Source organism: Pseudarthrobacter sp. CCNWLW217, from assembly GCF_037203985.1.
Classification (GTDB): Bacteria; Actinomycetota; Actinomycetes; order Actinomycetales; family Micrococcaceae; genus Arthrobacter.
In genome coordinates, this window is sequence record NZ_JBBCBT010000003.1 from 239,438 (window position 1) to 263,396 (window position 23,959).

Sequence of the window (23,959 nt, forward strand, 5' to 3'; positions counted from 1 at the left end):
ATAGGAGCAACCATGGCAGCGCATAATCTGCAGTCAGTGCCCGCTGAACAGTCCCCGGAAGGAACGGCGGCGTCATCCGCAGAAGCAGCACTCGCCCAGCGTGAGGCGGACGGTCAGGCGAACTTTGACCGCGTCATGGCGGAGGATTCCCGCATTGAACCCAAAGATTGGATGCCGGACGCTTACCGTAAGACCCTCCTGCGCCAGATCTCCCAGCACGCCCATTCTGAAATCATCGGCATGCAGCCCGAAGCTAACTGGATTTCGCGAGCCCCCAGCCTGAAGCGCAAGGCCATCCTCATGGCCAAGGTCCAGGACGAGGCCGGCCACGGGCTCTACCTCTACTCCGCCGCCGAGACCCTGGGCCAGCCCCGGGACAAGATGACGGCGGACCTCATCGCCGGCAAGGCCCGTTACTCCTCAATCTTCAACTACCCTGCCCTGACCTGGGCGGACATGGGTGCTATCGGCTGGCTGGTGGACGGCGCCGCCATCTGCAACCAGGTGCCGTTGTGCCGCGCGTCCTACGGCCCCTACGGCCGTGCCATGGTCCGCATCTGCAAGGAAGAGTCCTTCCATCAGCGCCAGGGCTTCGAAATCCTGCTGGAACTCTCCAACGGCACCCCGGAGCAGAAGCAGATGGCCCAGGACGCCGTGAACCGCTGGTACGCCCCGGCGCTAATGATGTTCGGCCCGCCCGACGACGATTCGCCCAACTCCCGCCAGTCCATGGCCTGGAACATCAAGCGCTTCAGCAACGATGAACTCCGCAGCCGTTTCGTGGGAATGATGGTGGAACAGGTCCGCGTCCTGGGCCTCACCCTCCCGGACAGCGAGATCCGCTTCAACGAGGAAACCAAAAAGTGGGAGCACGGCCCGCTGGACTGGAACGAGTTCAAGGAAGTCCTCGCCGGCCGCGGCCCTTGCAACGCGCAGCGGCTGGAACGCCGCAGGGAAGCGCACGACGACGGCGCCTGGGTCCGCGAGGCAGCAGCCGCCTATGCAGCAAAACAGCACGCAAAACAGTCAATGAAGACGAAGGAATACGCAGCATGAGTCCCCACGGCAACCCGGAAGCCCCGGCCAGCTCCGCCACGGAAATCAACCGTGAGTCAGCGAAGGTCCCGGCCGGTCCGGAGTCGACAGTTTCGACAGGCTCAACCACCCAAACCAGCGGACACCCGGTGGCAGAGCTTGTCGAATCCCAAACCGCAACGACGGGCAGCGCTTGGGGCCTGTGGGAGGTCTTCGTCCGGTCAAGCCGCGGGCTGAGCCATGTCCACGCCGGGTCCCTGCACGCGCCGGATGCCGCCATGGCCCTGCGCAACGCCCGCGACCTCTACACCCGCCGCAACGAAGGCGTGTCCATCTGGGTTGTCCCGGCCGATGCCATTGCCGCCAGCGATCCGGACTCCAAGGGCTCGTTCTTTGAGTCCCCGCAGGGCAAGGATTACCGGCACGCCACGTACTACACCAAGAGCGAAGGGGTGAAGCACCTGTGATCCCCACCGGCTCCCACAGCTCGCAAGCTCGCAGCGGGTCCCTCGCCGGCGTGGCCCCAACCACGGAAGGCCACGGCGACATCTCCACCGGCGTCCCCAATGCAGCCGGAGTGGCCGGCGGCGACAGCAACGCCAGCGCCACCCGCATCACGCCCGGCAACGCCCTGCGCCCGGAGGATATTGCCCTTGAGGTCCGCACCGGCCTGGTCAAACCCACCGAGGACGTGGCCGAGTACGCGCTCCGCCTCGGCGACGACGCCCTGATCCTGGCCCAGCGCCTGGGCCACTGGATCTCCCGCGCCCCCGAACTGGAGGAAGACGTGGCCCTGGGCAACATCGCCCTGGACCAGCTGGGCCATGCCCGGAGTTTCCTCACCTACGCCGGCGGCGCCTGGGAGAAGAGTGAGGATGACCTCGCCTACTTCCGGCGCGAGCACGAGTTCCGCTCCGCCCACCTCTTTGAGCAGCCCAACGGCGACTTCGCGGTGACCATCGCCCGGCAGTTCGTGGTGAGTTACTACCAGTTCGAGCTCTACCGCCGGCTCACGGAGTCCACCGACGCAACGCTGGCCGCCATCGCCGCCAAAGCCGTGAAGGAAGTGGACTACCACCGGGACCACAGTGCCCAGTGGATCCTTCGTTTGGCCGGCGGCACAGACGAATCCCGCAAGCGGATCATCCACGGCCTCAAGCTCGTATGGCCCTACGTCGGCGAACTTTTCGAGGATGACGCCCTGGTGACCCGCCTGGCGGAGGCCGGTGCCGCCGTCGTTCCTTCCTCCATCAGGGAAGACTTTGACCGGCTTATCGGCGGAGTCCTCCAGGAGGCCGGGTTGGAGGTGCCGGACGTTCCGGCAGCACCTGGGGGCGGCCGGTCCGGCAAGCACTCCGAGCACCTGGGCTATGTCCTCGCGGAGATGCAGGTGCTGGCCCGCGAGTATCCCGGAGCAAGCTGGTGACGGTGATGGAAATGTACGTCGCCGGCTTCGAGGCCAAAACCAAGAGCGCCGAGCAAAAGGCGTGGGACATCGCCGCCACGGTGTGTGACCCCGAAATCCCCGTGCTCACCATCGCGGACCTGGGCATCCTCAGGGACGTGAAAATGGTCGACGACGGCGGGATAGTTCCCGCTGTCCAGGTCACCATCACGCCCACGTACTCGGGCTGCCCGGCGATGGACGCCATCCGCGACGACCTGATGACTGCGTTCGCCAAGGAAGGCTACCCCAGTGTCCATGTGGACCTGGTGCTTGCGCCCGCGTGGACCACTGACTGGATGACGGACGCCGGCAAGGCCAAGCTGCGCGAGTACGGCATCGCCCCGCCCTCCGGCAGGGCCGCCGCCGCCAGGCACGCGGGCCCCATCCGCCTGCAAATGACCGTCAAATGCCCGCAGTGCTCGTCGCTGAACACCAAGGAACTCACCCGTTTCGGTTCCACCTCCTGCAAGGCGCTGTACGTCTGCCAGGACTGCAAGGAACCGTTCGACTACTTCAAAGTCCTGTAAGGAAGCCCCATGCCTGTTGTCCGCCAGACCGCCGCCGAATCGGCGCAGGCCACCGGCCGCCGTCGTCCGTCCTTCCACACCCTCACCGTGGCGGAGGTGCGCCGGCTCACCGAAGACGCCATCGAGGTCACCTTCGGAGTACCCCAAGAGCTCGCCGGCCAGTTCGACTACCTGCCCGGCCAGTACGTGGCCCTGCGCACTACGCTCCCGGATGAGAACGGCGAGCCGCATGAGGTGCGCCGCAGCTACTCCATCTGCGCCGAGCCGCGCAGCTTCGAGGACGGCAGCAGCGAGATCCGCGTGGCCGTCAAGAAGGACCTGGGCGGCCTGTTTTCCACGTGGGCCAACGCGGAACTGAAGGCCGGCGACACCCTGGAGGTCATGAGCCCCATGGGTGCGTTTGTGTCCAAGCACGGGCGGGATGGCAAACCGGTGGACCAGAACGTCATGAATTCCATGAACCATCCGGAAGACCTGGCGGGGGAAACTGCCTCCATTGGGGGAGGCAGCTTCGTGGCCATCGCCGCGGGGTCCGGTATCACCCCGGTGATCGCCATCGCCCGCACGCTGCTGGCCGCCAACCCGGAGACCCGCTTTGACCTGATCTACGCCAACAAGGCCGCCATGGACGTGATGTTCTTGGAGGAGCTCGCGGACCTGAAGGACAAGTACCCGCAGCGGCTGGCCATCCACCACGTGCTGTCCCGCGAGCAGCGCATCGCCCCGCTGCTGTCCGGCAGGATCGACGCCGAGAAGCTCCAGCAGCTCCTCGGCACCGCCATCCACGCGGACGACGTTGACGAGTGGTTCCTGTGCGGGCCGTTCGAACTGGTGCAGCTGTGCCGGGATACCCTGGCCGAGCGCGGCGTGAAGCCCGAGCATGTCCGGTTCGAGCTGTTCACGTCCGGGAAGCCGGACCGGCCGGAGGGCCACGCCGGCCGTCCCGTGGTGGTGGACGAGTCCAAGGAAACGTACAAGATCACGTTCAAGCTTGACGGGCTGCAGGGCGAGGTGGCCAGCCCCACGCACGCCCGGGAGTCCATCCTGAACGCCGCCCTGCGGGTCCGCCCCGATGTGCCGTTCGCGTGCGCCGGGGGAGTGTGCGGCACGTGCCGGGCCAAGGTGGTCACCGGCAGCGTCACCATGGACGAGAACTACGCGCTGGAGCAGGATGAACTGGACAAGGGGTACGTGCTGACCTGTCAGTCCCATCCCACCACCAAGGAAGTCACGGTCGACTTCGACGTCTAAACACTAACGATTGAGTCCGGGGCCACGCCCGCAGGGTTCCCTGGCCGAGCTTGCGAGGATAGGGTGCGGGTGGGGACCCGGACGAACCAAGGAGCCCCATGATTTCCCTTTCCATCAGCAACGGCGTCGCCGAGGTAGTGCTGGATGCGCCGAACAAGCTGAACTCGCTGGACGAGCAGGCGCTCAAAGAGCTGGGCAAGGCGTACGACGACGCCGCTGCCGCCGCCTCACGCGGTGAGGTCCGGGCGCTGCTCCTCAGGGGAGAGGGCCGGGCCTTCTGTGCGGGCCGGGATATATCGGGCGTATCGCCGGAGAGGGACGACGCGGCCGCGTACCTGGCGGGGCTGGTGCAGCCACTCCTCAAGAAGATGGCCGGCTTCCCGGCGCCGACGTTCGCTGCGGCGCAGGGAGCGTGCCTGGGGGTGGGGTTGGGCCTGCTGCTGGCCACCGACGTGGTGTACGTGGCGGAGAACGCGAAATTCGGATCGCCGTTCGCCAAACTCGGCGCCACGCTGGATTCCGGCGGTCATTGGTACTTCACCGAGCGGCTGGGCATGCACCGGACGCTGGACCTGATTTACACTGCGGAGCTGATGAGCGGCTCGGACGCCGTGGCCCAGGGTCTCTTCAGCCGGGCCATGCCGGCAGATGAACTCTTGGACAACACGCGGGCAATTGTGGCGAAGGTGGCAGTTGGCGCCACTGGCGCCTTCAAAGCAAGCAAGGAACTGGTGGCGCACATCAGGGACCAGCGGCTGGGCCTGTGGGACGCCATGGAAGAGGAAAATGCCGAGCAGGCACGGCTCTGTAAAACCGACGATTATGCTGAAGGTTTCAGGGCATTTCAGGAGAAACGAAACCCAGAGTTTACGGGCTAGCAATTGCTATCCCTAGGCCTTGATTTGTAAGGTTCACCTATGACTATGGGGAAATCTGTGACCAAAGCCGTCATTCCTGCTGCCGGATTGGGAACTCGTTTCCTGCCCGCCACCAAGGCAATGCCGAAGGAAATGCTGCCGGTGGTAGACAGACCGGCCATCCAGTACGTGGTGGAGGAAGCCGTCAACGCAGGCCTGACCGATCTGCTGATGATCACGGGCCGGAACAAGCGGGCCCTGGAGGACCACTTTGACCGGGAACCCGGCCTGGAAGCCGCACTGGAGAAAAAGGGTGACAAAGAGCGCCTGGCGTCCGTTCAGTACGCCTCCCAGCTGGGCCCCATCCACTACGTCCGCCAGGGTGAAGCAAAAGGCCTGGGGCATGCTGTGCTTTGTGCCAGCCAGCATGTGGGCAACGAGCCCTTCGCAGTCCTGCTGGGTGACGACCTCATCGACGAGGCCGAGTGCCTGCTCACCACCATGATGGAGGTGCAGCAGAAGACCGGCGGTTCGGTCATCGCCCTGATCGAGGTGGACCCCACCCAGATCAGCGCCTACGGCTGCGCTGACATCTCGCCCGTTGAAGGCGAGGAGTTTGTCCGCGTTAAGAGCCTGGTGGAGAAGCCGGCCGCGGGCGAAGCACCGTCCAACCTGGCCGTCATCGGCCGGTACGTGCTCCACCCGTCGGTGTTTGGCGTCCTCGAGAACACAGCGCCGGGCCGCGGCGGAGAGATCCAGCTGACCGACGCCCTGCAGACCCTGGCCGCCGGCGAGGGCGAAGGCTCCGGCGTGTACGGCGTAGTGTTCAAGGGCCGCCGCTACGACACCGGCGACAAGCTCAGCTACCTCAAGGCAGTCATCACCCTCGCCTCAGAGCGTGTGGAGTTCGGCGAGGACCTGAAAACCTGGATGAAGGGCTTCGTCAGCTAGCTGCTGCTCTTTCTGCTCCTTACGGGCCCGCCGCTGACAAAGTGGTGGCCCGTAGGCGTTTAATGACTGCCTTCGCAACGAGGGCGCCAATTACAGCCCCTCCAGTGTTTGTGACAAGGTCCACGGGACTCGCGAAACGGTGGTCAAGAAACAATAGTTGGCCCACCTCCATGCAACCGGAAACGGTGAGCCCGAATGCACCGACCTGCCACCAGGATTTCCTCGTGAAAGCCAGAGTAGCCACGAAGCCCACAGGAACAAACAGCAAAACATTTGCAGCGGCTTCGACGAATTTGTAATCGAACCACCTCGGGATCCCGTGGGCGTGAAGGAACCTCAAGAGCCTGGCGAGGTCGCCCTGGACGGGCTGGTCTATGGGACTTGGCCAGAATGCGACGAAGGCAAGCGGGACCAGCATGGCAATGAGGATCCATCGCCATAACCGCTGGGCTTCCAGGTATTTCAAAAAGGCCTCAGGACGTCTTCAGAATGGCTAGAAATGCTGTGCCTAGGGCAGCGGCTGCGAGCAGGCACAGGAGGAGGTAGGGGAGGGCCTGGGGGCCCGGCTGGGGTATGGAGAAGTCGAACTGCCACCGTGTTCTGCGCCAATGTCTCCCCATAGCTCTAATAAATACCACGGATGGAGCCCGTTCTTACGGGATTCCGAGCTTAAAGCAGAGGGTGGGTGGTCCCCGGTTTCCCGGAGACCACCCACCCTCTTTGGTGCTTGTGGGTGTTGCGGTTACGCAGCTGCCTCGGTCTTGGCGCGGCGGCGAACGACAACTACGGAAGCTGCACCGGCGGCAAGTGCGCCAGCGCCGACGATGGTCCAGAGAACCAGGCCGGAGTCAGCACCGGTGTTGGCAAGGCCAGCGCCGGTGGTCGTGGTGCTGCCGGTGTTGGCAAGTGGGGCGGCTACAACAACCGTGACGGGTCCAACAGTGATGCCGGACGTGTCGCCAGTAGCCGTCAAGAGATAAGTGCCCGGCTCGGCAATCGCCAGCGTCACAGCGAAAGCACCCTGTGCGTTTGCTGTGGCTTTATGAGTCTGTGCTTCGAAGAAAACAGGGATCTTGGCGGAGAATGAGGTTCCACCGGCGATGTTGGCGCCGGAGGCTGCCGGCGGATTGCCGGGCGTAACGTTGATGGTCAGTGATTCGCCAGCCAGGAACCCCTGGCCACGGAAGACGAACTGCTCGCCCGGACCAACGGTGCCGTCGGAAACGGCAGCCTGAGGCGGAAGAGGCGGGTAGGTGGCTGCCATTACCGGCGCAGAGCCGAGAAGTGCAATGGATCCAGCCAGAGCGATTGCTGCGAGTGTCTTTTTCATGTGTGTCCCCCCGGAGACGTTAAGTTTTAGATGTACCCGAATTGAGGAGGGTTCCTCACCGCAAGAGACCTGTGCGGAAATGCCGGATAGATATCCCAAAAAGACGGTACCATTCTGCGAGCAGTCCGAGCAACGTCAATCCAGTCGGTTTACATAGTGTTAACGCGCTGTCTATGGGCTAGGCGTGCACGGAGAATTCTCCGTGACGAGTATCACATCTTTTATGTCCTCCACTGTTGGTGTGACAAAGATGTTAGGTTCGGCATGCTGAACGATCTTGCCGAATGTGAAGTCCACAGTTTGGGTTTCGCCGGGAGCAAGCCGTACTGAAATCACTCCTACTGGACGGTTGCCATGCAGGTAGGGTGCAAATTCGATGCGCTGCCCACCTAGCCTGGCACTTTCGATATTTGCGAGTGCAGGACCGTAGGTAACAATGTTTGTTTGCACCGATCCAGGGGGAACTCCAAAAATTCCATCCCCGGTCACGTACGCAGGCAATGCACTGGCAGCATCTTCCGGCGCCACGTTGGTACTTGTAATGCGAACCGTTGTTTGTTCGTAGCCATCTTTGGGACATTCCTTGACGAGTTGGACAGTGCGCTTGACGTAGTAATCCATCTTCGCGCCTGTACCGTCGTTGAAATACACGCCGAACTGGGCAGGAGCTATGCTGGGGCCGTCTACGGCACCGCTAATCGTGTATCGATCAAGGATTGCCTGTTCGTCGGATGTGCTGGACCAGAGAAGAACCCGGCCCTCCTGCGCTCCCCGCGTGAGGCTCTCGATCAGATTCGTAGCGTCGGTGTTACCGCCCGAAATTGCCCCAAATATCTGTTGTGCGGCGCTGGCGAAGTAGGCATCCTGAACCGTCGGCCTGTCGATTTCCTTGTAAACGTCTGATAGCAACGTTTGCACCACGTTGGAAGAGGTAAGTTCTGAGGGCAATCCACCTGTCAGTCCCAGCAATTCCGGAGCAGTGACCTGAACTGGTCCCGTAGCAGCCAGGACGTAACTCAAGGCGACGGGGTCCACTGAAATGACCCCATCAAGGTGCTCACCAGTCTTTTGCTCCCACATTGCTCGGGCGGTACCCGCAGCACTGGGGAAGTCTGGGGTCAGGTTGACATCCTGCATGTACTTCCCAAGTCTCGAACTGTATATGTTCTGCTGTTCTTGAGTGACCGGGATGGCGGGGCTCGTCGTTCCGAATTTGCTGGCGCTTGTTTGGTTATTAAGGGTGAGCTTGCCGTTATCAACGCTTAATATGGCGAGTGCGCCAGGTATTCCGCCAGACGCCCGTAGTTCGGCGTTGTTCTGAATTAGCACGAGGTATCGCCGAGGCGACGTCCCTCCCAGCATATCTGGTGCGAGGCTGGCGGTGTTCGCGGCGGCATCGAGACCATCACGCAGGGCAGAGAGTTGGTCCCGTGCTTGGACCAGCGGGCCAGAAATTTGAGGAAGCAATTCATCGGCATCAATGGAACTTAGGCGATCCGAAGATTGCCGCACGGCATGCGAGGCAGAGACAAGTTTCGGCTCTGCCGCAGCCAAGGGGGCCAAGTCTATTCCGTCTTCGTCGGGTGCCAGTGTTTTCCAGTCAAGGGACTGAAAAACACTCACCAGTGGTCCAGCGCCTAGGCGCGAGACATCATCCGCCGACAAAGCCACTTCGCTGGCTGCTTTAAAGTTTGCACCTATCCAAGGCAACTCACCTGCGATCACCCATAGCGGGTCCGTCGTATCCTCGCGTGCGGCTTTAGTGTGCTGCATCAATTTATCCACGGTTGCTTTGGCTGCATCGACGTCGTTGTCGAGAAGGGCAGACCTCAGAGCAGGAACCAATCCGTTCGCGGCTTGCAGTTCTTGGCTGACGCGTGTTGCTGTTATGCCTAGCCATGCCGCGGATCCCCCGAGAACGGCGATGCCGACCAGAACGCTGGCACCAATCGCAATGCCACGTCGACGTCTCTTTACGCGGTTGCTCACCGATTTGGAGCGTATCTGCCGGGAGCTACGGCCATTTCGGGAAGTCTCGATATGGCTGTCCGTCATGTGTTGAGGTGCCTTTCAGATTGGTAGTGCAACGCATTTTCATGGGAGAAATCAGTACGCACCAGTGCTGCGGAAAACGGCGCGAACTGTACGAAGGAGTATTACGAGATCACCAGCGAGTGACCAGTTCTCAACGTAGTACAGGTCAAGGCGGACGGAATCTTGCCAAGACAAGTTTGAGCGTCCACTGACCTGCCACAGCCCAGTCAGTCCAGGCTTGACGAGAAGTCGACGGCGAACGTCGAGTTCGTATGCTTCCACTTCGCGTGGCAATGGGGGTCTCGGCCCCACCAAGCTCATAGAACCAGCAAAAATGTTGAAAAGCTGCGGCAGTTCATCCAAACTAAATTTCCTGAGAACTGACCCAACTTTGGTCACTCGCGGGTCATTCTTCATCTTAAATAGAACCCCGCTACCTTCGTTCTGGTGTTTGAGTTGCGAAAGCCTGGCTTCAGCATCGACCACCATGGAGCGAAACTTCAGCATCTCAAATTCGTTTCCCTCAATGCCCACACGAATTTGTCGAAAAAAGATCGGCCCGGGGCTGTCGATACGCACCAGGACGGCAACGATGCCCATAATAGGGGCAGCTACAACAATCATGGCACCAGACACGAATACGTCGAACAACCTTTTAGCAACCCTCTGGCCTCCTTCCAACGTTGGAGTCGTAACGTGGATGAGAGGCAGCCCCGCAACTTGTTGAGTATGAATTCGTGGACCAGCGATGTCCGTCAACGCGGGCGCCATAATGAGTCCGATATTCCTAGCGGCGAGCTCCCAGCCAAGATGCCGAAGAGTCTGAGGATGTAGTTGCACTCCAGCCGAAACCGCTACAGCATCTGCGGAGCACTCATCTATGGCTTCAAGGATCGCTAGTGTGTCAGTTGCCGAACCCAGAATTGGCAAGCCAGATTCTGTCTCGTGCTCGGGGTGATCCTTTACTCCTGGCGTGTACGCAGCGACCGGTTGGTACCCGGCATGACTGGCCTTCGCCAGTGACGTGGCTAAGTGTGCAACCGCGCCGGGCCCTCCCAGCAGCATCAAGCGTGACATGCTATCGCCATTTAGCCTGTTGACACTAAGGTGCTGCCTGAGCAGCCAGCGAGCTAGAATGAGTCCGGCAAGTCCGACTGGTAATGCGACTCCGACATACCCGCGTGCCGTATCTATCCGTAGAACATAAGAGAAGATCGCCACAAGACCGAACAGCCACAGCGATGCGGCGGCCACTCGTTTGTATTCATCTGAACCGGCCCCTAGGATGCGGCTTTGTCGACTATTCCAAGCGCCGAGCATAAGCCACCAAGCGATAATTAGGGCGACAGAAAATAAGCCGTAGGCTGTTTCGCCACCGAGAGTCGCAAAGTTCGGCTCAAAACCGAAGCGCACGATGTAGGCGCCAGCAACGGCCCAAATAACCACAAATGCATCAACAATGCCAAGAGTGCGGGATGCGCGTACACGCCAATCATCTCTAGCCCCCAATCCGGTTACCCCTTTCCAGTGGTTTGGCAAAAATGGAATATTTCCATTCAATGGCTTGCGCATAATCTAGGAAACGTACTGACCAATACGTGGACCCTGACGAGTCCAACGGATATAAGGCCTTTACAAAACTCTTTGATTCAGTGGCGTGGTCCAAAATGTTTGCCTGAAACATTTCAGTGGAGAGCGCGGGCGGTGAACTAGATTATCTATCGATTCTGCGATCGACTTCGCAGTAACGATGATTCGAACCCGCCGCTTGCGTTCCTGTCCAGTCCACTTTCTGCTGTGTGCTCCCTCGCGTACTCAGGCTCCGCGTCCGCTTTTGCGTCGTAGCTTGAATAGCTGTATGTGTACGCGTCGGGACCTTTGGCTGGGAGCAAGTTGAGGACCACGCCAAGGAGGTCAGCTTCGACGAGGTTCAATGCGCCAATGGACTTCTTCAGGTCCGGAAGCTTGACCTTTGAGGAGCCGATGACTAGCACAACTCCGCCCACTTGGTGAGCCAGCACTGCTGCGTCCGTGACAGGAAGGAGTGGAGGAGCATCGATAACCACCGCATCGAAAGTGGCCTCAAGTCTGGCTATGAGGTTCTTCATCGCGATCGACCCGAGTAATTCGCTGGGATTAGGAGGTATCTGACCGGAGGTCAAGACGAAAAGATTCTCGTCGCCCCAAGGCTGTAAGAGGTCATCAAGATCCCCCTGTCCGATCAACGCTGTGGTCAGGCCAGCATTCCTCTCAAGTCCAAGATACTCGTTGACACTTGGCCGGCGAAGATCGGCGTCAACTAATACGACAGATTGACCAGCTTGGGCCATTGCTATGGCGAGGTTCGTGGCAGTTGTGCTCTTGCCCTCGCCGGGCAGCGAAGAGGTTACGAGAACTGTCTTGGAACGGTGGCTGACATGAGCGAACTGTATATTAGTGCGAATTTGACGAAAGGACTCGGCCCGTCGGCTTTGTGGCGGAGACTGCGTGAGTAACGGTCTTTTTGTCGCATCTCCATCATATGAAATTCCGCCCAAAATGGGCGCTTCCGTAGCGCGTCGGACGTCTGCTTCACCGCGCACCTTGGTGTCCATCGTTGTTCTGACAACGGCAAAGGCCAAACCTACCCCGAGGCCGGCCAGAACTCCGATAACCAGGTTCAGCCGGGTATTTGGAGCCGCGGGAGCGGCCGGAGCGATCGCAGGAGTCACAACTGAAAGCCTGACAGGGGATGTCCCACCAGCTTTCGGCCTTTCGATCTCGTCAATTGCGGCGATAAGGCTGTTACCTACAGCTTGGGCGATTGCGGCTGCTTGGACTGGGGACGTATCCGAGGCAGCGATAGTGATGATAACTGTGTTGGAATCTGCGCTGGCTTTGATGTTGTTGCCTAGGGCCGCTGGCGTCATGTTCAAGCCGAGGCTGTCTATGGCGGGTTGTAGGACTGCCGGCGTTCCGGCAGCCTGGACATAAGATTGCACTCGCGCTTGGCTGAAGGTGTTGCCTTGCTGAAGCTCGGAGACTGTACCCGAGCTTTGAATCGCAACAAAGAGTTGAGTCTGAGCTGTATATATCGGCTTTACAGCGAGTGACGCTGCGGCGGCGATAAGTAGACCAAGCATGGCACATGCGACCATGGCGATCCAGTTGCGGCGAACGAGGCGCAGGTAGTCGCGTAACTCCAAAGTTGAGACCTTTCCAAACATTATTCCAGTGCCAGCTACGGAGGCAGGTGCCTCGATTCTATCCTCGACCTGAACGACTCTGTGACTGTGTGACCTAACTGGGCTGAGGGTTTTGTAGTGGCTTACTGCCAGACTCATCTTTTCGCGAATCGCCGTCATTATTTGTTGGTCCATTGCCTCGGGCGGAGGACACAGTTGTCGCATAGTCGGAAGTAGTTTGGTCGTTTTGCATCAACTGGGATGACAATTCGTGCGGTGAGAGTTCCCAGAACTTGGAGGTGAGTAATTCCTCGCGATCCGCATCCGAGAACCTATATTTTATGATCCTGGCAGGCGAACCAACCACGACGGCGAAGTCGGGAACATCCTTTGTTACGACTGAACCCGCACCCACTACAGCGCCAATCCCAATTCTGCTGCAGCCAGGAAGGATGATCGTATTCGCTCCAATCCAAGAATCGTGGCCGATAATGCAGACGGTTCGTTTAACGTCACGTGACGAGTCAACGAAGCCGAGCCTAGGGTTGTAAAAATACGGGTGGAGACTGCCGGCCTCGAGCGGATGAGCTGCGCCGAATCGCCTCACATTCGGCCCCACAGAAACGTACGATCCAATGTCAGTACCTGTATCACTATGACCAGGTATGAGCAGGGAGCCGTACGAGTAGTTGCCTACCGCAACACCATAGTGCGTACGCAATACCCAGCGCAGTGTTTGCGACGTCATGTCTCCACCCTCAGCCGAAATGGCGACAGACAGCAATGCCCGACCAAAGCTGTTCTTTCGATAGAAAATCTTTGTGAGGCCCCCCACGAAGGACTTTCTCATTGCAAATTTCTTTCCAAAATTCATATTATCTCAATGTCTCCCTGCGTTCATATCTAGGCACATCTCTAGAATTTCCGTGGCTGCTGCGTCGCGTATGTCGAGAACATTCTCAGGCTCCATTGATCTTTTTGGAACGGACTGAACGCAGGAAAGTACCAAGGAAAGTCTTCAAGGACAACCGTGGGTATTTGATCGCAGTGACTAAGAAGCTGTAACCCCGGTAGGAAGGCACGCGGCTGCCTGATAACAGGCGTGCCCACTGTCGGACAACTATCGTTCGTCGCCGGTTTCGTTGAAGCGGCTGGATCTCTGAAACTGAATCCAAGTCCACAGGGCTCAAATCAAGAACGCCAGCCTCAACGGCTTCGATCAAGAGTTGATGTCCGCGAGCAGTACGGGCAATGACCGCTGAATTTCCGGAAGCGTTCTCGAATATCGGATAGCCACGTTCGTCAGAATGCCAGTAGTCCCCAACCGAGATGTCAGAGTGTTCACCTGTTCCATCCGGGCAGATCTTGCATCGCCATTGGAGCTCCCTACCAAGATGCTTCCCCCATGACTCGTCATAGGAAATGCTTCGTGCCTCGCCAGAGGTGCCTACGGCTGTAAATTCACCTGGCCATCCGTTCCCTCGGTAGCGCAAAGACTGAAGCTGCAACGGGTCGATCCCCATTTCGTCGATAAGTCGATCGGTGGCCAGCTGGCTTGGAGTACCCGCACAAAAAAACGACAACGAAATGGGACGGTTCGCATCGGGGACGGCGCAGGCGTCCTGGTACTGAGCCAAGGCTGTTGCTTCGCAAGGTTTCAGGATTGCTGCTGTGCGAGTATCCGGCTCGTCGGAAAGCTCAGTCAGGTTAGAAACTGGGGCGTACCTTGACCCTGCCGCCGCGAGTGCCTCCGCCTTGGTTGTAATACGAACTGGAATGGTGCGGCGTGGCGCATCGGGTTCTGCGTTGCTGCCGATGGCGTACGAAATCTGACCAGATTCAAGAAGCCACCCTGCCAAGGCGGTTAGGACGCCCCCGCTGCTGCCATTAAGTCGCGTTTTCTCATCACGGGCTGCGCCTTGCCATGCGGAAATATAAGTTCCGAACGTCTCGTGGTAGCTAGCGCCCTGACGTCTTCTGGCACGAACTGAGACACCTGGACAGGATGCTCTAAAAGTTTCGGCTTCTTGACGGTCATACGCGGGATTTGTTGATTCTTCGATCGACGGTCTCATGTAGCCGTGTGCGTCCAGAACCATGTTTACCCTGGATGAGATCAAGGCGCACGCGCCGCATCCGGTGCAGTTTCCGTTAGAAACCACCTTGGCGGCCTCTTTCAGCAGGGATGATGTCCTGTTCACGGCAATATGATCCTCTCACGAAGCAGATCAGAAGCCCCACTCAAGCGGGCTCTGGCCCGTTCACCGACAGTCACCGCAAGAGAGTCGAGGTCAGCTTGTGAATGCTCTTTGAGATACTTCATGGTGGCAGTCACGGGAGCAGGCGTTTCGCGAAGATCGATTCCAATTTGCCATCCAATATCGTTCATGAGCGGGGCAAATTTGCGTGAGTATGCCCAAGGGATCACCGGCGTACCGGTTGATAATGCGTTCAAACATGCATGCATGCGTGAGCCGATTACAACATTGGCTCCCGCAAGTATGATTCGGGCCGCTTCCAGCGACGTGGGAATAATGCACTCCACGTGGTCTTGAAATTCCTGTTCCAAGAGAAGGGCGACGGGAACATCGTTGTCTTCGCGGGGATTGTCAAGGACGTGTGCGAGCAAGGAAACACGACGACCGGCCGCCAGGAGTTCCTTTATAAGTGAACGAATAGATGATCGGTACTCTTCCGAAGAGACATGTTTATTTGAATTCCACAAGAGGCCCGAGACATTCAAGATAATGTCGCGTTTCTCAGAGCTCTCAGGTACTGGCAGTGCGAAAACGACGTCGGTGGCTGCTGCATCAGACGTTCGGCCCATGTCCTCCGCATACCGGGCACTGGCACCATCTCGGGACACGACGGCCGACATCGCCTTCAACACCCTGGATGCTGCGAACTTCGCGAACTTGTTTTGGAAGGGTCCTATTGTTTGCGGACCCAGCACGACCGGGATACCAAGCCTCTGGCCTGTTCGCTGAGTGTACAAGATCAGCGCCAGACGCCTAATGCCATAGATATCTGTAAAACTATCGCCACCGCAGGCATCAATAATCACGTCATAGCGACGTAACACCGTCTTAATCGGACCATGTTTCCGAAAGATGTCGCTAGTTACAGCCTTTTTATCGAATCGTTGTCCTGACGTCCCTCCGTCGAAGTTTTGAAAATCGACTTCGATCTGCTCACCCCAAGCCTGTCGAGCAAGAGCTTCGGTACCGTGGGCCAAGACACGGACTCCGAGATTCGGCGATGACGAATCGGCGCGAAGAATAAGAACCTTCATACGGTGAGTCCTTCTTTCACTTAATTCTCCTAAAGAGGGCATTGAATGTGTTTGCAAAGTCTGACTTTCGAGGTGTGAAACCCTTGAGGGGAATCTGGAGCGAGACGCAGACGACCACAGCTAAAACGAGGTAGCCGACGGTTGACGACCAAGCGGCACCAGGGGCCATTAGGGCAGGGCCCCACCAGTAGAGGAGGCCCACAGAAACGCCAAGCGAGGCGAACTGGCCGATTGTCAGATGCCAGCCTTTTCCTTCCGCAGCCAGCATTGACGAAGCGACGAACGCCGCGCACATGAAGACCGATCCTACGAGACACACGAAAATGACCGGCAAGGCCGCAATGAACTCTTGGCCGAATACTAGTGGAACAATTAGAGGCGACGCCACAGCCAAGGCTGCTCCCGAAAGCACCGCCGAGAGAATTCCACTGCGTATGCCCATCCCCTTATATCGTTGCCTTTTTCGTCCTTCGCTCCTTGCAACCGGACCGTAAAATGCGCCGCCCATCCCTTGCGCTAGAGCCAAAGGAAGAGTTCCAATCGTGACACCGACAGCATAGATACCTGTTTGATACGCGCCGAGCAGGGGAAGAAGAAGGATCTGGTCTAGGCGATTTGTTGCGGCCTCGCCAATCGAACTTCCTGCGAAACGCCACGACGAGCGGAGGAGCGGACCTACAGGCGTGTACTCGCCCTGAAGGGGAACCCTTACGATTACGAACGATGCCAATGATGTCACTACCTTGGCTATTATGGCTGCCCATAGAACTGTTGCTGTTGTCGCCGATGATGCGACCCACAGAGCAACAAGCAAGGATAAATTAAGGAATGGGAAAAGAACCTTTATCAGAAATACGGCCCGGTAACGTTCGCGTGCCATTAGTACGCCTATGTCACACAACCAGCTAATAGTAAGCGGGGTTAGCGTCAGACCGATAATAACCGGCACTGAAGCATTGCCGACTACCGTAGCAAAAGCGGTGTGGTGCAACAGGAATGCCATTCCCAGGGCCGGCAGGAAGGCGACTAGGCACAAAATACGCGCGGTTCTAAGGCTCGCCGAAACGCTCGAAAGCGCCGAGTCTCTTCGAACAACGGTTGGGATGCCAATAGCCAGAAGGATTGGAACCAAGTTGAACGCGGTTATTACTGCGGCAGTCTCTCCTCGGCCAGAGGGTCCAAGAGACTGCGCGATGATTGGTGCCGTCAGGAGCCCCATAGCGGATACAAGTATCTGCCCTACAACCAGCAGGGAAGGCGAGTTGTGCTGGAATAGTCTCGTGAACTTACGGAAACTCACTAGCTGAGCTTCTTCTAGTGCCGGCTGGGGTCGAAACGGCCAACGTGGCTGCGGAATCCCCATCTCTTGATTTCGCGCAGTCGACTGAGCCTGTTGAGTCGGACCTGTTTACTTTGTCCAGGACGAATACTACCCACCAACGCCACAACCACACTCTCCAGCCTGCCAGCATAGGCGAGAAAAGTACTGGAATGACGGATGGAATACCGGAAGTAAGCATCTGTTCTGGCCCGTTCCACGATTGAGGAGGCGTCCCCAGAGGAAGTGCCAGCGTCGTGCTGGATGATGGCTTTCGGTACCAGTACTGTGGCTAGGTCCGCTTTCTGAGCACGAAGAGAAAAATCGACATCTTCACCGTAAAGAAAGAAGTCATCGTCGAAGGGTCCCAGTTGTGAAAAGTCGCTTCTGTTTCCGAAGAGGCCAGCCCCGCAGAGCCTTTTCACTGAGACTGGAGCACCGATGTGAATATCCTGATCTAACTTCCGCCGCCAAGCGCGTTTGAAAAGAAGTAGCTGAGCCGACGACCACCAAACGTTGTAGGCGTGCACTTGAGGGACCCCGTTATTGATTAGGAGAGCTCCGTAGAACGCGCGTGCGGGCCAGATTCTACGCGCTGCCAAAATTTCAGCGATGGCGCTCAGTTCAATAACTGAGTCCGGGTTCATCAGAAGGACATCATTGCCTTGAGCAACATCTATCGCCTGGTTTACGGCTCGGCCAAATCCGAGGTTGGTGCCATCACCCGTAACGATAACGTTTTGATGACTCAAGAGAGGCTTCGAGAAGAAGCCGTTGTTCGCAACTATAACCTCAAGACTTGCATCTGCATAAGTCGCTGCAGCCACGACAGATTCGATACTTTTATCCAGAAGTTCTATAGGGGTTTGATAAGCCACAAAAATTACTGTTAGATCAATCATTGATACCAGCCGTAGTTCGAAGAGTCGAAATACATTCATTTCTCGCTTCAGTCCGCCGGTCTGAGGACGACAGCAAACGTTGGCGATAGTCGCGGCGCACACGCTCATCGGTAAGCAGGGACTCGGTCTGTCCTACGACGGTATCCACCGAGAAGGTGTTCACGTTGTGCACAAATTCCGAGAGACCCAGATCGTCAAAGGCGCCGAATCCTTTGCGCTCATAAGCCAAATGAACGACATAGTGGCCTGCTCGCAAGGCCATTAGGGCCGCATGGAGGCGAACGGCTACAACAACGCGCACGTTTCGGTCAGCGTCCATGAGTAGTTCGTTGCGGTCGATGATTCTGCGTGTGTTGAATGTTGCTGTTGCAGGCCTGTCGTTATTTCCTCCGGATGTGCTCTGGATGTACCCATCAAACGTTTCTAAGCGGGCCGCTAAATTATAGAGCCGTGGAGGAACGCTACCCCGAACTTCCCGAACTGAAAGCACCGGAATCTCGGATGGGGTCTTCTGCGAGGGGGGTCCCTCGATCTCGCCTGCTGCAAGGTCCGGCATTCTGGTGGGACTGATCGACCGGAACTCTTCCATGCTTCGATCGTCACGTAGCATCACAACGCCGAGCTTTCTTAGCCTGGAGGCCACCAGTCCCTTTAGTCCGTACTTCACGGGTCCTATGCTCTGCGGAAGGTAGACGGATTTCGCTGCATGTCTGGCGGCAGCCCAGAGTTGCGGGCCATGCACCAGCAGGGACTTGGCTGCCTCTACCGGGGTTCCGGCTCGCATGTAGCCGCCACCGACGCCAACAACCAGATCGAATTCCTTTACGTTTAGGAGTGTCCGTATATACGCCGCATCGTAACCACGGCGTCGCGGTTGCGAGTCGACAACGTGTGCCGAGATATTCTTGAAGGTCTGCGGATGGGAAGCGGCTACAGTGACTTCGGCCGTCTCACCGCATGCCAGCCGTATCAGGTCTAAGGATTCCCGCACCAAGAGGCCGTCACCCAAATTATCGGCGCTGTACGCATGCAGAACTAGAACCTTCATGCTGCCAGAAGGGATTCGTAGACGTCCACGTGTGCTTGCACGCTCTCTTTCCAGGAGAACCCTGTTGCCCAATCCCTGCCGCGCTCCAAGCACTCACTCCTCTTGTTTTCGTCGGTCAACGCCTCTCTTATCCCTTCGATCAATCCCTCTGTATCCAGTTCGTTCAGAACAAGAGCTGGTCCACCCACTTCCTTAAGAGATCCTCTGCGGGACGAAGCGACGACCGCACCTGCTGCCAAAGCCTCTAGAACGGGGAAGCCAAATCCCTCATAAAGGCTCGGGAAAAGGAAAAGAGAACACCGCTGCATGAGGGCAGTTCGGTCGTTGTCGGAGACAAAGCCGATGTGACGCACGTTGATACTGGCTTCTATGGTCTCCATCGTCTTCTTGAAGTCCCATGCGGGTTTGCCGGCAATTATTAGCGGAACATTCAGGCCTGCAATTTCTGGGTCGTTGAAGGCTTGAACTAAAGCATCTAGATTCTTTCGCGGTTCGATATTTCCTAAATACAAGGCAAACCGTTCGGGAATAGAAGCTTGGAGCTCTGGCGAGATTTCAGTAGGCGTCGAGAACTTTGCAATATCAATTCCATGGGGAATAACAGTTATTTTCTCCGGCGAAACGTCGAAGACCTCCTGAATGTCCAATGCACTAGAATTTGACACTGTAATTACGTGATTTGCAGACCTTATCGCTCGGCCAACACGAAATCTCCACACTGCCTCGTTGGCTGGGGAACGAACTCCCTGAATCCACCGACTGGCCACGCCATGCACAGTTACGACCGTTGGGCGCCGACCAGGAACAAGCAGGCCGGTGTCGGCCACATTGTGGAGGACCTCATTCGGTAGCCCTTTTCGAAGGCCTTCGAGAGTTTCGCGAACCATTGTCATCGGAGCATTGCCCATAGCCGGTATTCGACCCACTTCATGGCCGAGCTCTGCTAGGCCTTGGGCGATACGCCGAGCGTACGTAGTGTTACCCCCAACATGACGGTCGAGGATTCTGGACGGCATTAGTATCTTCACGCAAGAACCCTCAATCGATCATAGATTTGTGCCAAAGCTATTGTTTGGGAATCGTCATTCATATGCTCAAGTAATTTCCTACTGTTCGTGTGCAATGCCGTGTAGCGTCCGTGGTTGTTCACGAGTTCGATTACGTTCATTGCAGCGACCTCTGCTGTTTCAACCTTCAAGAGCTCGTAGCCTTCAAAGCACGGCAAATCTCTAACAATGATTGGGAGGTCGGCTGCTGCAGCATCGAGAACGCTGAGTGGAAACCCTTCATATTTTGCAGAATGAAGGTATATGGATGCCTTACGGAGACGATCTTCCAACTCCTTCTTCTCAACCCATCCCGTGACGGTGACGCCGGCACGTTCGAGAATGCCTCGATAGGTAGTGTCGCCATCGCCAATCCAGGTAAACCTTGTCGCCGCACTTACAGAGTGAACGAGTGATGCAACATTCGCGAAGAACTCAGGATCCTTTTGGCGGACCAGTCGACCAACCATGACGACTTCAAAATCGGCGAAGTTCGTTTCAGCCTTTAGCTCCACGTCGATTGTGGGCACGTTGGGTAACCTGAGAATTTCTGCTCGCGTGGTAAGTCCTTGTGCAAGGGCCTCCTCGTGTGGGGTCAGCGCAATGATGGAGTTCGTCCTTCGGCTTAGAACTGATTCAGCCAACCGGTAAGCGGCCCGTGAAAGTGATGAACGATCCGGATCATCAAAAGCAAAGCAGTGGGGTTCGTATACCACGGGCACCACGGGTTTCAAAGCGCGGGCGTAAACGCCGGCCCAGCTGGAGTGGGCATGGATAATGTCCGCATCTGTACGCACGGCCACACGATTCACAGATGAAATTCTGGCCAGAACACTTTTTGGCAGTTTGAACGTCTCTTCGAACAAACCCGTCGGGACTGGGTCCGCAAGACCTTCCCATAGTAGAAAATGTTCGTGATCTGGAGCGAGCCTGGCGATTGTATCTAAGGCACGGCTTACGCCGCCTTCGTAGCATTCCGTGACATGAAGTATTCGCATCTGGCACTCCTACGCGGATTCGATCTAATTCTGATTACGGCGTAAGAAGCCCCTGAGTCAGGACAGTGCACGGCTCGTGGATGTCCGCCACGGCGCGCGGTCCGGACACAAAAGTTACCGATCGGCTCCCCCCACCAGCGGGTCAATGTGATTCTATACGGGATCTTTTGGCATTCCTGACTTAACCGTTACCCACCCGCTTTGTGACAACCTTCGTGTCGTTGGATGGGATGTCAGAGCTCACCCGGAATTGTCGCATGTGCGTGACAAGACCTCGCACGGGAAGGGGCCGTGGCTGTGGAAGCTAGGGTTCACATGCATAGCGTTGTGACGGTCGCGCCTTAGCTCTCATAGACTGTCTGTGTCTCGTTGAGTATATGGACTCTGGCTTATGCGCCTCGTTGGCCCCTCCGCCCGACTTGGCTGGTTGCGACTCTTGAGCACCTGTTCCGCCAGATCCGACGACGCAGTCACAACCTCATTGTCGATACGAGACTGATGCTTGGTGACAGCCAGTTCCGCTCGTTTGTAATTTTCGCACCGGCACGACGGAGAGCGCGATGTAATGGAGGGGCGGCCTGGACCAGAGGCGCCTTGTCGAAGCTACGATGATACGGTCGCGTCTCGCAGGGGTAAATCGAATCGATGCCCGCCGCCTGGGGGTCCAGGCGATAGATACCTGTTGACGCCGATCCCTGGAGTTATGGATGAAAATCGACCAAGGCCAGAATCCCCTCGCTGAAAAGCTCCTGTACCTAGCTGTTGTCTTCCTGCCATTTCAACAGGCGCTATCCCTCAACATTGGGTTTCCACTCAAGATTAGCGAGGTGTTAGGGGTCGCTAGCGTATTCCTCCTAATCATGGAGCCTCATAGAAGCCCGCACCCGTTCTACGGTAGAGGGAAACTGATCCTCCTTGGAGTGGGGGTGGCGATTTCGACGCTCGTAAGTCTCTTGGTCGATCTTCCTGTTCAAGCGGCCCCGGGATACGCAAATGGGTTCCTCAGGGACATCCTTCAATATGCGGGTTATGGCTTCCTGGTGCTGGTGGTTGGGTGGTACATGGCGAGCCGTCTTGGCCCGGAAGTTATAGGCAAGGGAATGGGTGTCGCCCTTCGCCTCGCCGCCTCATATTGCGTAGTGCAGCTGGGACTTTGGATCTTAGGCACCAGCACCGCGCTGCAAGTAGTGAATGGAACATTTCAAGGTGGCACGGCCTTCGGAGCAGTCCTGCCCCGCAATGGACCCTTCCTGGAAGGAAACTATCTTGGCTTTTTCGCAGGCGTAGGCTTATTGATCGCGCTCAGGCGGAGGGACAAGATCGGGGTTGCGGCGGGAATTTTTTGTTTGCTCTACTCCCAATCTACAATAGGCATTCTTGGCGTAATTGCTGGCCTTTTCCTTACCATGACCCTGCGCCCTTCAGGAAAAGCAACAACTGCACTCTCTTTTGTTGGCTTGGTCGCCGCGTTGGCAGTTACTTTCGTACCGGTAGTCAATGGACTCGTAGCTCATCAGCTTGCCAAACTTGGCTTGGTTGACGTGGCTGAGTCCGGCGGCAGCGTGAGCTTCTCCCTCCGTGCACGAACCTTTAATACCGAAGCGGGACTTGCGATGGGTATCGACAATCCCCTCCTTGGGGTTGGCCCCGGCCGTTTCGGACTGTGGCAACCTTTTTATGCCGATTTTACTGGCCTGCCGCCTGGTTATCGAGCGGGAATCCGGCCCATCGTCGGAAACGCTTATGTTCAGATTTTCGCCGAAGTTGGCCTGCTTGCGGCTCTTGCTTTCTTTCTCCTAATAGCAGGTCTATTGTGGCGGCTATGGCGCCAAGGCCACGGAATGGATCTAGCGCTGGCGGCGTTCGTAGCTATTGGTCTTAATGCAACGCCGGCTTGGACGGGTTTGCCGATTTGGGTGGCTATTGCCTACCTAGCATCCGTCAGAATGAAGCCGCGCGTGAATTCGACCGGGGACCTGGATGCGGCCCATAAAGATATGAAGTTGTCGAAGTATTAGCCTCTTAATAGGTTTAGGGCTGACAGCTCGCTGAGCAGGGGCCCGGACAGGCGGCGTCGACCGTAATTTCGCGGAAGGGCAGTCCGTCAGTGGGCGGCGATGGGCTGCGCGCCTCGAACGGAGCACGCCCCAACTACCGCGTATCCAGGTCTTCAAAAACAAGAAACGTCTGCGTATCCACCACTCCGGGCATGGACTGCAGTTCATCGAAGATCACACGGCGCAGGTCGATGTTGTCTATAGCTCGCACAAGAAGAATCACATCAAAGTCGCCTCCTACTAAAGCAATGTGGTGCACTTCCGGGATGGCGCGCAGTTGTTCACGCAGTTCACGCCAGGAATGCTGGCTCACCTTCAGGGTCACGTACGCGGATGACCTCAGCCCGGCCTTGATCGGGTCCACCAGCGCCGTGAACTTCGTCAGGACACCGTCTCCGGTAAGCCTGGCGATCCTCGTGTAAGCGTGCGCCCTTGAGATGTGGGCGTTCTCCGCCACCTGGGTGACAGACATGCGGCCGTCCCTGGTCAGCTCCGCGATGATCCTGCGGTCAATGTCGTCCAGCGGCGCCGGCTCCGCGCCCGCATCGGTTGCTGCCATTCCGTCCACCGCCCCTGCCCGTATTCTGCATCACAATTACAATTCGTCTTCCAGAGTATGCCTATGGGCCGTAGTTCTCCAGAATTCCCAAAGAAGCTGGATACGAAACCTGTTGCAGGACGATACTGGGAGTGAATAGTGGC

At 57.6% G+C, this 23,959-nt stretch carries 21 protein-coding genes; 8 read left to right on the forward strand and 13 right to left on the reverse strand.

What is annotated here, in order from left to right:
* The first annotated feature begins 12 nt into the window (after positions 1–12).
* From paaA to galU, 7 genes are all read left to right on the forward strand, one after another.
* Complete coding sequence (paaA, locus tag V9L18_RS05460) at positions 13–1,056, forward strand: 1,2-phenylacetyl-CoA epoxidase subunit PaaA (RefSeq protein ID WP_337346155.1); 1,044 nt, start codon at positions 13–15, stop codon at positions 1,054–1,056.
* Positions 1,053–1,502 carry a 1,2-phenylacetyl-CoA epoxidase subunit PaaB gene (paaB, locus tag V9L18_RS05465; RefSeq protein ID WP_337346156.1) on the forward strand — a complete coding sequence of 150 codons (450 nt, stop codon included), beginning with the start codon at positions 1,053–1,055 and terminating at the stop codon, positions 1,500–1,502. Before paaA ends, paaB begins: the two co-directional genes overlap by 4 nt.
* Positions 1,503–1,552: 50 nt before the next feature.
* Positions 1,553–2,461: a 1,2-phenylacetyl-CoA epoxidase subunit PaaC gene (paaC, locus tag V9L18_RS05470; RefSeq protein ID WP_337346285.1), complete on the forward strand. Its 909-nt coding sequence runs from the start codon at positions 1,553–1,555 to the stop codon at positions 2,459–2,461.
* Positions 2,462–2,466: 5 nt separating this feature from the next.
* A complete protein-coding gene (gene paaD, locus V9L18_RS05475; RefSeq protein WP_337346286.1) occupies positions 2,467–3,009 on the forward strand; it encodes a 1,2-phenylacetyl-CoA epoxidase subunit PaaD in 543 nt (180 codons plus the stop codon).
* Between the two features lie 9 nt (positions 3,010–3,018).
* Positions 3,019–4,260, forward strand: a complete 1,242-nt coding sequence (gene paaE, locus V9L18_RS05480; protein WP_337346157.1) for a 1,2-phenylacetyl-CoA epoxidase subunit PaaE — start codon at positions 3,019–3,021, stop codon at positions 4,258–4,260.
* Between the two features lie 98 nt (positions 4,261–4,358).
* Complete coding sequence (locus V9L18_RS05485; RefSeq protein ID WP_337346158.1) at positions 4,359–5,138, forward strand: enoyl-CoA hydratase/isomerase family protein; 780 nt, start codon at positions 4,359–4,361, stop codon at positions 5,136–5,138.
* Between the two features lie 39 nt (positions 5,139–5,177).
* Positions 5,178–6,068, forward strand: coding sequence for a UTP--glucose-1-phosphate uridylyltransferase GalU (galU, locus tag V9L18_RS05490; protein WP_337346159.1), 891 nt, complete (start codon positions 5,178–5,180; stop codon positions 6,066–6,068).
* A gap of 19 nt (positions 6,069–6,087) precedes the next feature.
* Here the strand turns inward: galU and V9L18_RS05495 are convergent, their stop codons facing one another.
* The 12 genes from V9L18_RS05495 to V9L18_RS05550 form a co-directional block, all read right to left on the reverse strand.
* A complete protein-coding gene (locus V9L18_RS05495; RefSeq protein WP_337346160.1) occupies positions 6,088–6,486 on the reverse strand; it encodes a VanZ family protein in 399 nt (132 codons plus the stop codon).
* A 324-nt stretch (positions 6,487–6,810) separates the two neighbouring features.
* On the reverse strand, positions 6,811–7,398 hold the full coding sequence (locus V9L18_RS05500) for an LPXTG cell wall anchor domain-containing protein (protein ID WP_337346161.1): 588 nt from the start codon (positions 7,396–7,398) through the stop codon (positions 6,811–6,813).
* 171 nt (positions 7,399–7,569) lie between these two features.
* Positions 7,570–9,387: a DUF4012 domain-containing protein gene (locus V9L18_RS05505; RefSeq protein ID WP_337346162.1), complete on the reverse strand. Its 1,818-nt coding sequence runs from the start codon at positions 9,385–9,387 to the stop codon at positions 7,570–7,572.
* A gap of 117 nt (positions 9,388–9,504) precedes the next feature.
* Positions 9,505–11,004 (reverse strand): sugar transferase, encoded by a 1,500-nt coding sequence (locus V9L18_RS05510; RefSeq protein WP_443197931.1) that lies wholly within the window; start codon positions 11,002–11,004, stop codon positions 9,505–9,507.
* Between the two features lie 146 nt (positions 11,005–11,150).
* Positions 11,151–12,776, reverse strand: coding sequence for a polysaccharide biosynthesis tyrosine autokinase (locus V9L18_RS05515; protein ID WP_443197932.1), 1,626 nt, complete (start codon positions 12,774–12,776; stop codon positions 11,151–11,153).
* Positions 12,777–13,555: 779 nt separating this feature from the next.
* Positions 13,556–14,797, reverse strand: a complete 1,242-nt coding sequence (locus V9L18_RS05520) for a Coenzyme F420 hydrogenase/dehydrogenase, beta subunit C-terminal domain (RefSeq protein WP_337346163.1) — start codon at positions 14,795–14,797, stop codon at positions 13,556–13,558.
* Positions 14,794–15,888 (reverse strand): polysaccharide pyruvyl transferase family protein, encoded by a 1,095-nt coding sequence (locus tag V9L18_RS05525; RefSeq protein ID WP_337346164.1) that lies wholly within the window; start codon positions 15,886–15,888, stop codon positions 14,794–14,796. The genes V9L18_RS05520 and V9L18_RS05525 overlap by 4 nt, the downstream gene beginning before the upstream one ends.
* A gap of 16 nt (positions 15,889–15,904) precedes the next feature.
* On the reverse strand, positions 15,905–17,251 hold the full coding sequence (locus tag V9L18_RS05530) for a lipopolysaccharide biosynthesis protein (protein WP_337346165.1): 1,347 nt from the start codon (positions 17,249–17,251) through the stop codon (positions 15,905–15,907).
* Positions 17,203–18,084: a glycosyltransferase family 2 protein gene (locus V9L18_RS05535; protein WP_337346166.1), complete on the reverse strand. Its 882-nt coding sequence runs from the start codon at positions 18,082–18,084 to the stop codon at positions 17,203–17,205. The genes V9L18_RS05530 and V9L18_RS05535 overlap by 49 nt, the downstream gene beginning before the upstream one ends.
* A gap of 16 nt (positions 18,085–18,100) precedes the next feature.
* A complete protein-coding gene (locus V9L18_RS05540) occupies positions 18,101–19,156 on the reverse strand; it encodes a polysaccharide pyruvyl transferase family protein (protein WP_337346167.1) in 1,056 nt (351 codons plus the stop codon).
* Complete coding sequence (locus V9L18_RS05545) at positions 19,153–20,172, reverse strand: glycosyltransferase family 4 protein (protein WP_337346289.1); 1,020 nt, start codon at positions 20,170–20,172, stop codon at positions 19,153–19,155. Before V9L18_RS05545 ends, V9L18_RS05540 begins: the two co-directional genes overlap by 4 nt.
* An 8-nt stretch (positions 20,173–20,180) precedes the next feature.
* On the reverse strand, positions 20,181–21,200 hold the full coding sequence (locus V9L18_RS05550) for a glycosyltransferase (protein WP_337346168.1): 1,020 nt from the start codon (positions 21,198–21,200) through the stop codon (positions 20,181–20,183).
* 707 nt (positions 21,201–21,907) lie between these two features.
* Between V9L18_RS05550 and V9L18_RS05555 the strand changes: the two genes are divergently transcribed.
* Positions 21,908–23,218 carry an O-antigen ligase family protein gene (locus V9L18_RS05555; protein WP_337346169.1) on the forward strand — a complete coding sequence of 437 codons (1,311 nt, stop codon included), beginning with the start codon at positions 21,908–21,910 and terminating at the stop codon, positions 23,216–23,218.
* A 133-nt stretch (positions 23,219–23,351) separates the two neighbouring features.
* Here V9L18_RS05555 and V9L18_RS05560 read toward each other — a convergent pair whose 3' ends face one another.
* On the reverse strand, positions 23,352–23,816 hold the full coding sequence (locus V9L18_RS05560; RefSeq protein ID WP_337346170.1) for an Lrp/AsnC family transcriptional regulator: 465 nt from the start codon (positions 23,814–23,816) through the stop codon (positions 23,352–23,354).
* Between the last annotated feature and the right edge of the window lie 143 nt (positions 23,817–23,959).

Bases quoted from the DNA above. Each gene is read 5' to 3' on its own strand.
- paaA (WP_337346155.1), top strand. From the start codon at position 13: ATGGCAGCGCATAATCTGCAGTCAGTGCCCGCTGAACAGTCCCCGGAA.
- paaB (WP_337346156.1), top strand. From the start codon at position 1,053: ATGAGTCCCCACGGCAACCCGGAAGCCCCGGCCAGCTCCGCCACGGAA.
- paaD (WP_337346286.1), top strand. From the start codon at position 2,467: ATGGAAATGTACGTCGCCGGCTTCGAGGCCAAAACCAAGAGCGCCGAG.
- paaE (WP_337346157.1), top strand. From the start codon at position 3,019: ATGCCTGTTGTCCGCCAGACCGCCGCCGAATCGGCGCAGGCCACCGGC.
- V9L18_RS05485 (WP_337346158.1), top strand. From the start codon at position 4,359: ATGATTTCCCTTTCCATCAGCAACGGCGTCGCCGAGGTAGTGCTGGAT.
- galU (WP_337346159.1), top strand. From the start codon at position 5,178: ATGACTATGGGGAAATCTGTGACCAAAGCCGTCATTCCTGCTGCCGGA.
- V9L18_RS05495 (WP_337346160.1), bottom strand. From the start codon at position 6,486: ATGCTGGTCCCGCTTGCCTTCGTCGCATTCTGGCCAAGTCCCATAGAC.
- V9L18_RS05500 (WP_337346161.1), bottom strand. From the start codon at position 7,398: ATGAAAAAGACACTCGCAGCAATCGCTCTGGCTGGATCCATTGCACTT.
- V9L18_RS05510 (WP_443197931.1), bottom strand. From the start codon at position 11,004: ATGCGCAAGCCATTGAATGGAAATATTCCATTTTTGCCAAACCACTGG.
- V9L18_RS05515 (WP_443197932.1), bottom strand. From the start codon at position 12,776: ATGACGGCGATTCGCGAAAAGATGAGTCTGGCAGTAAGCCACTACAAA.
- V9L18_RS05525 (WP_337346164.1), bottom strand. From the start codon at position 15,888: ATGAAGGTTCTTATTCTTCGCGCCGATTCGTCATCGCCGAATCTCGGA.
- V9L18_RS05530 (WP_337346165.1), bottom strand. From the start codon at position 17,251: ATGGGGATTCCGCAGCCACGTTGGCCGTTTCGACCCCAGCCGGCACTA.
- V9L18_RS05540 (WP_337346167.1), bottom strand. From the start codon at position 19,156: ATGAAGGTTCTAGTTCTGCATGCGTACAGCGCCGATAATTTGGGTGAC.
- V9L18_RS05545 (WP_337346289.1), bottom strand. From the start codon at position 20,172: ATGCCGTCCAGAATCCTCGACCGTCATGTTGGGGGTAACACTACGTAC.
- V9L18_RS05550 (WP_337346168.1), bottom strand. From the start codon at position 21,200: ATGCGAATACTTCATGTCACGGAATGCTACGAAGGCGGCGTAAGCCGT.
- V9L18_RS05555 (WP_337346169.1), top strand. From the start codon at position 21,908: ATGAAAATCGACCAAGGCCAGAATCCCCTCGCTGAAAAGCTCCTGTAC.
- V9L18_RS05560 (WP_337346170.1), bottom strand. From the start codon at position 23,816: ATGGCAGCAACCGATGCGGGCGCGGAGCCGGCGCCGCTGGACGACATT.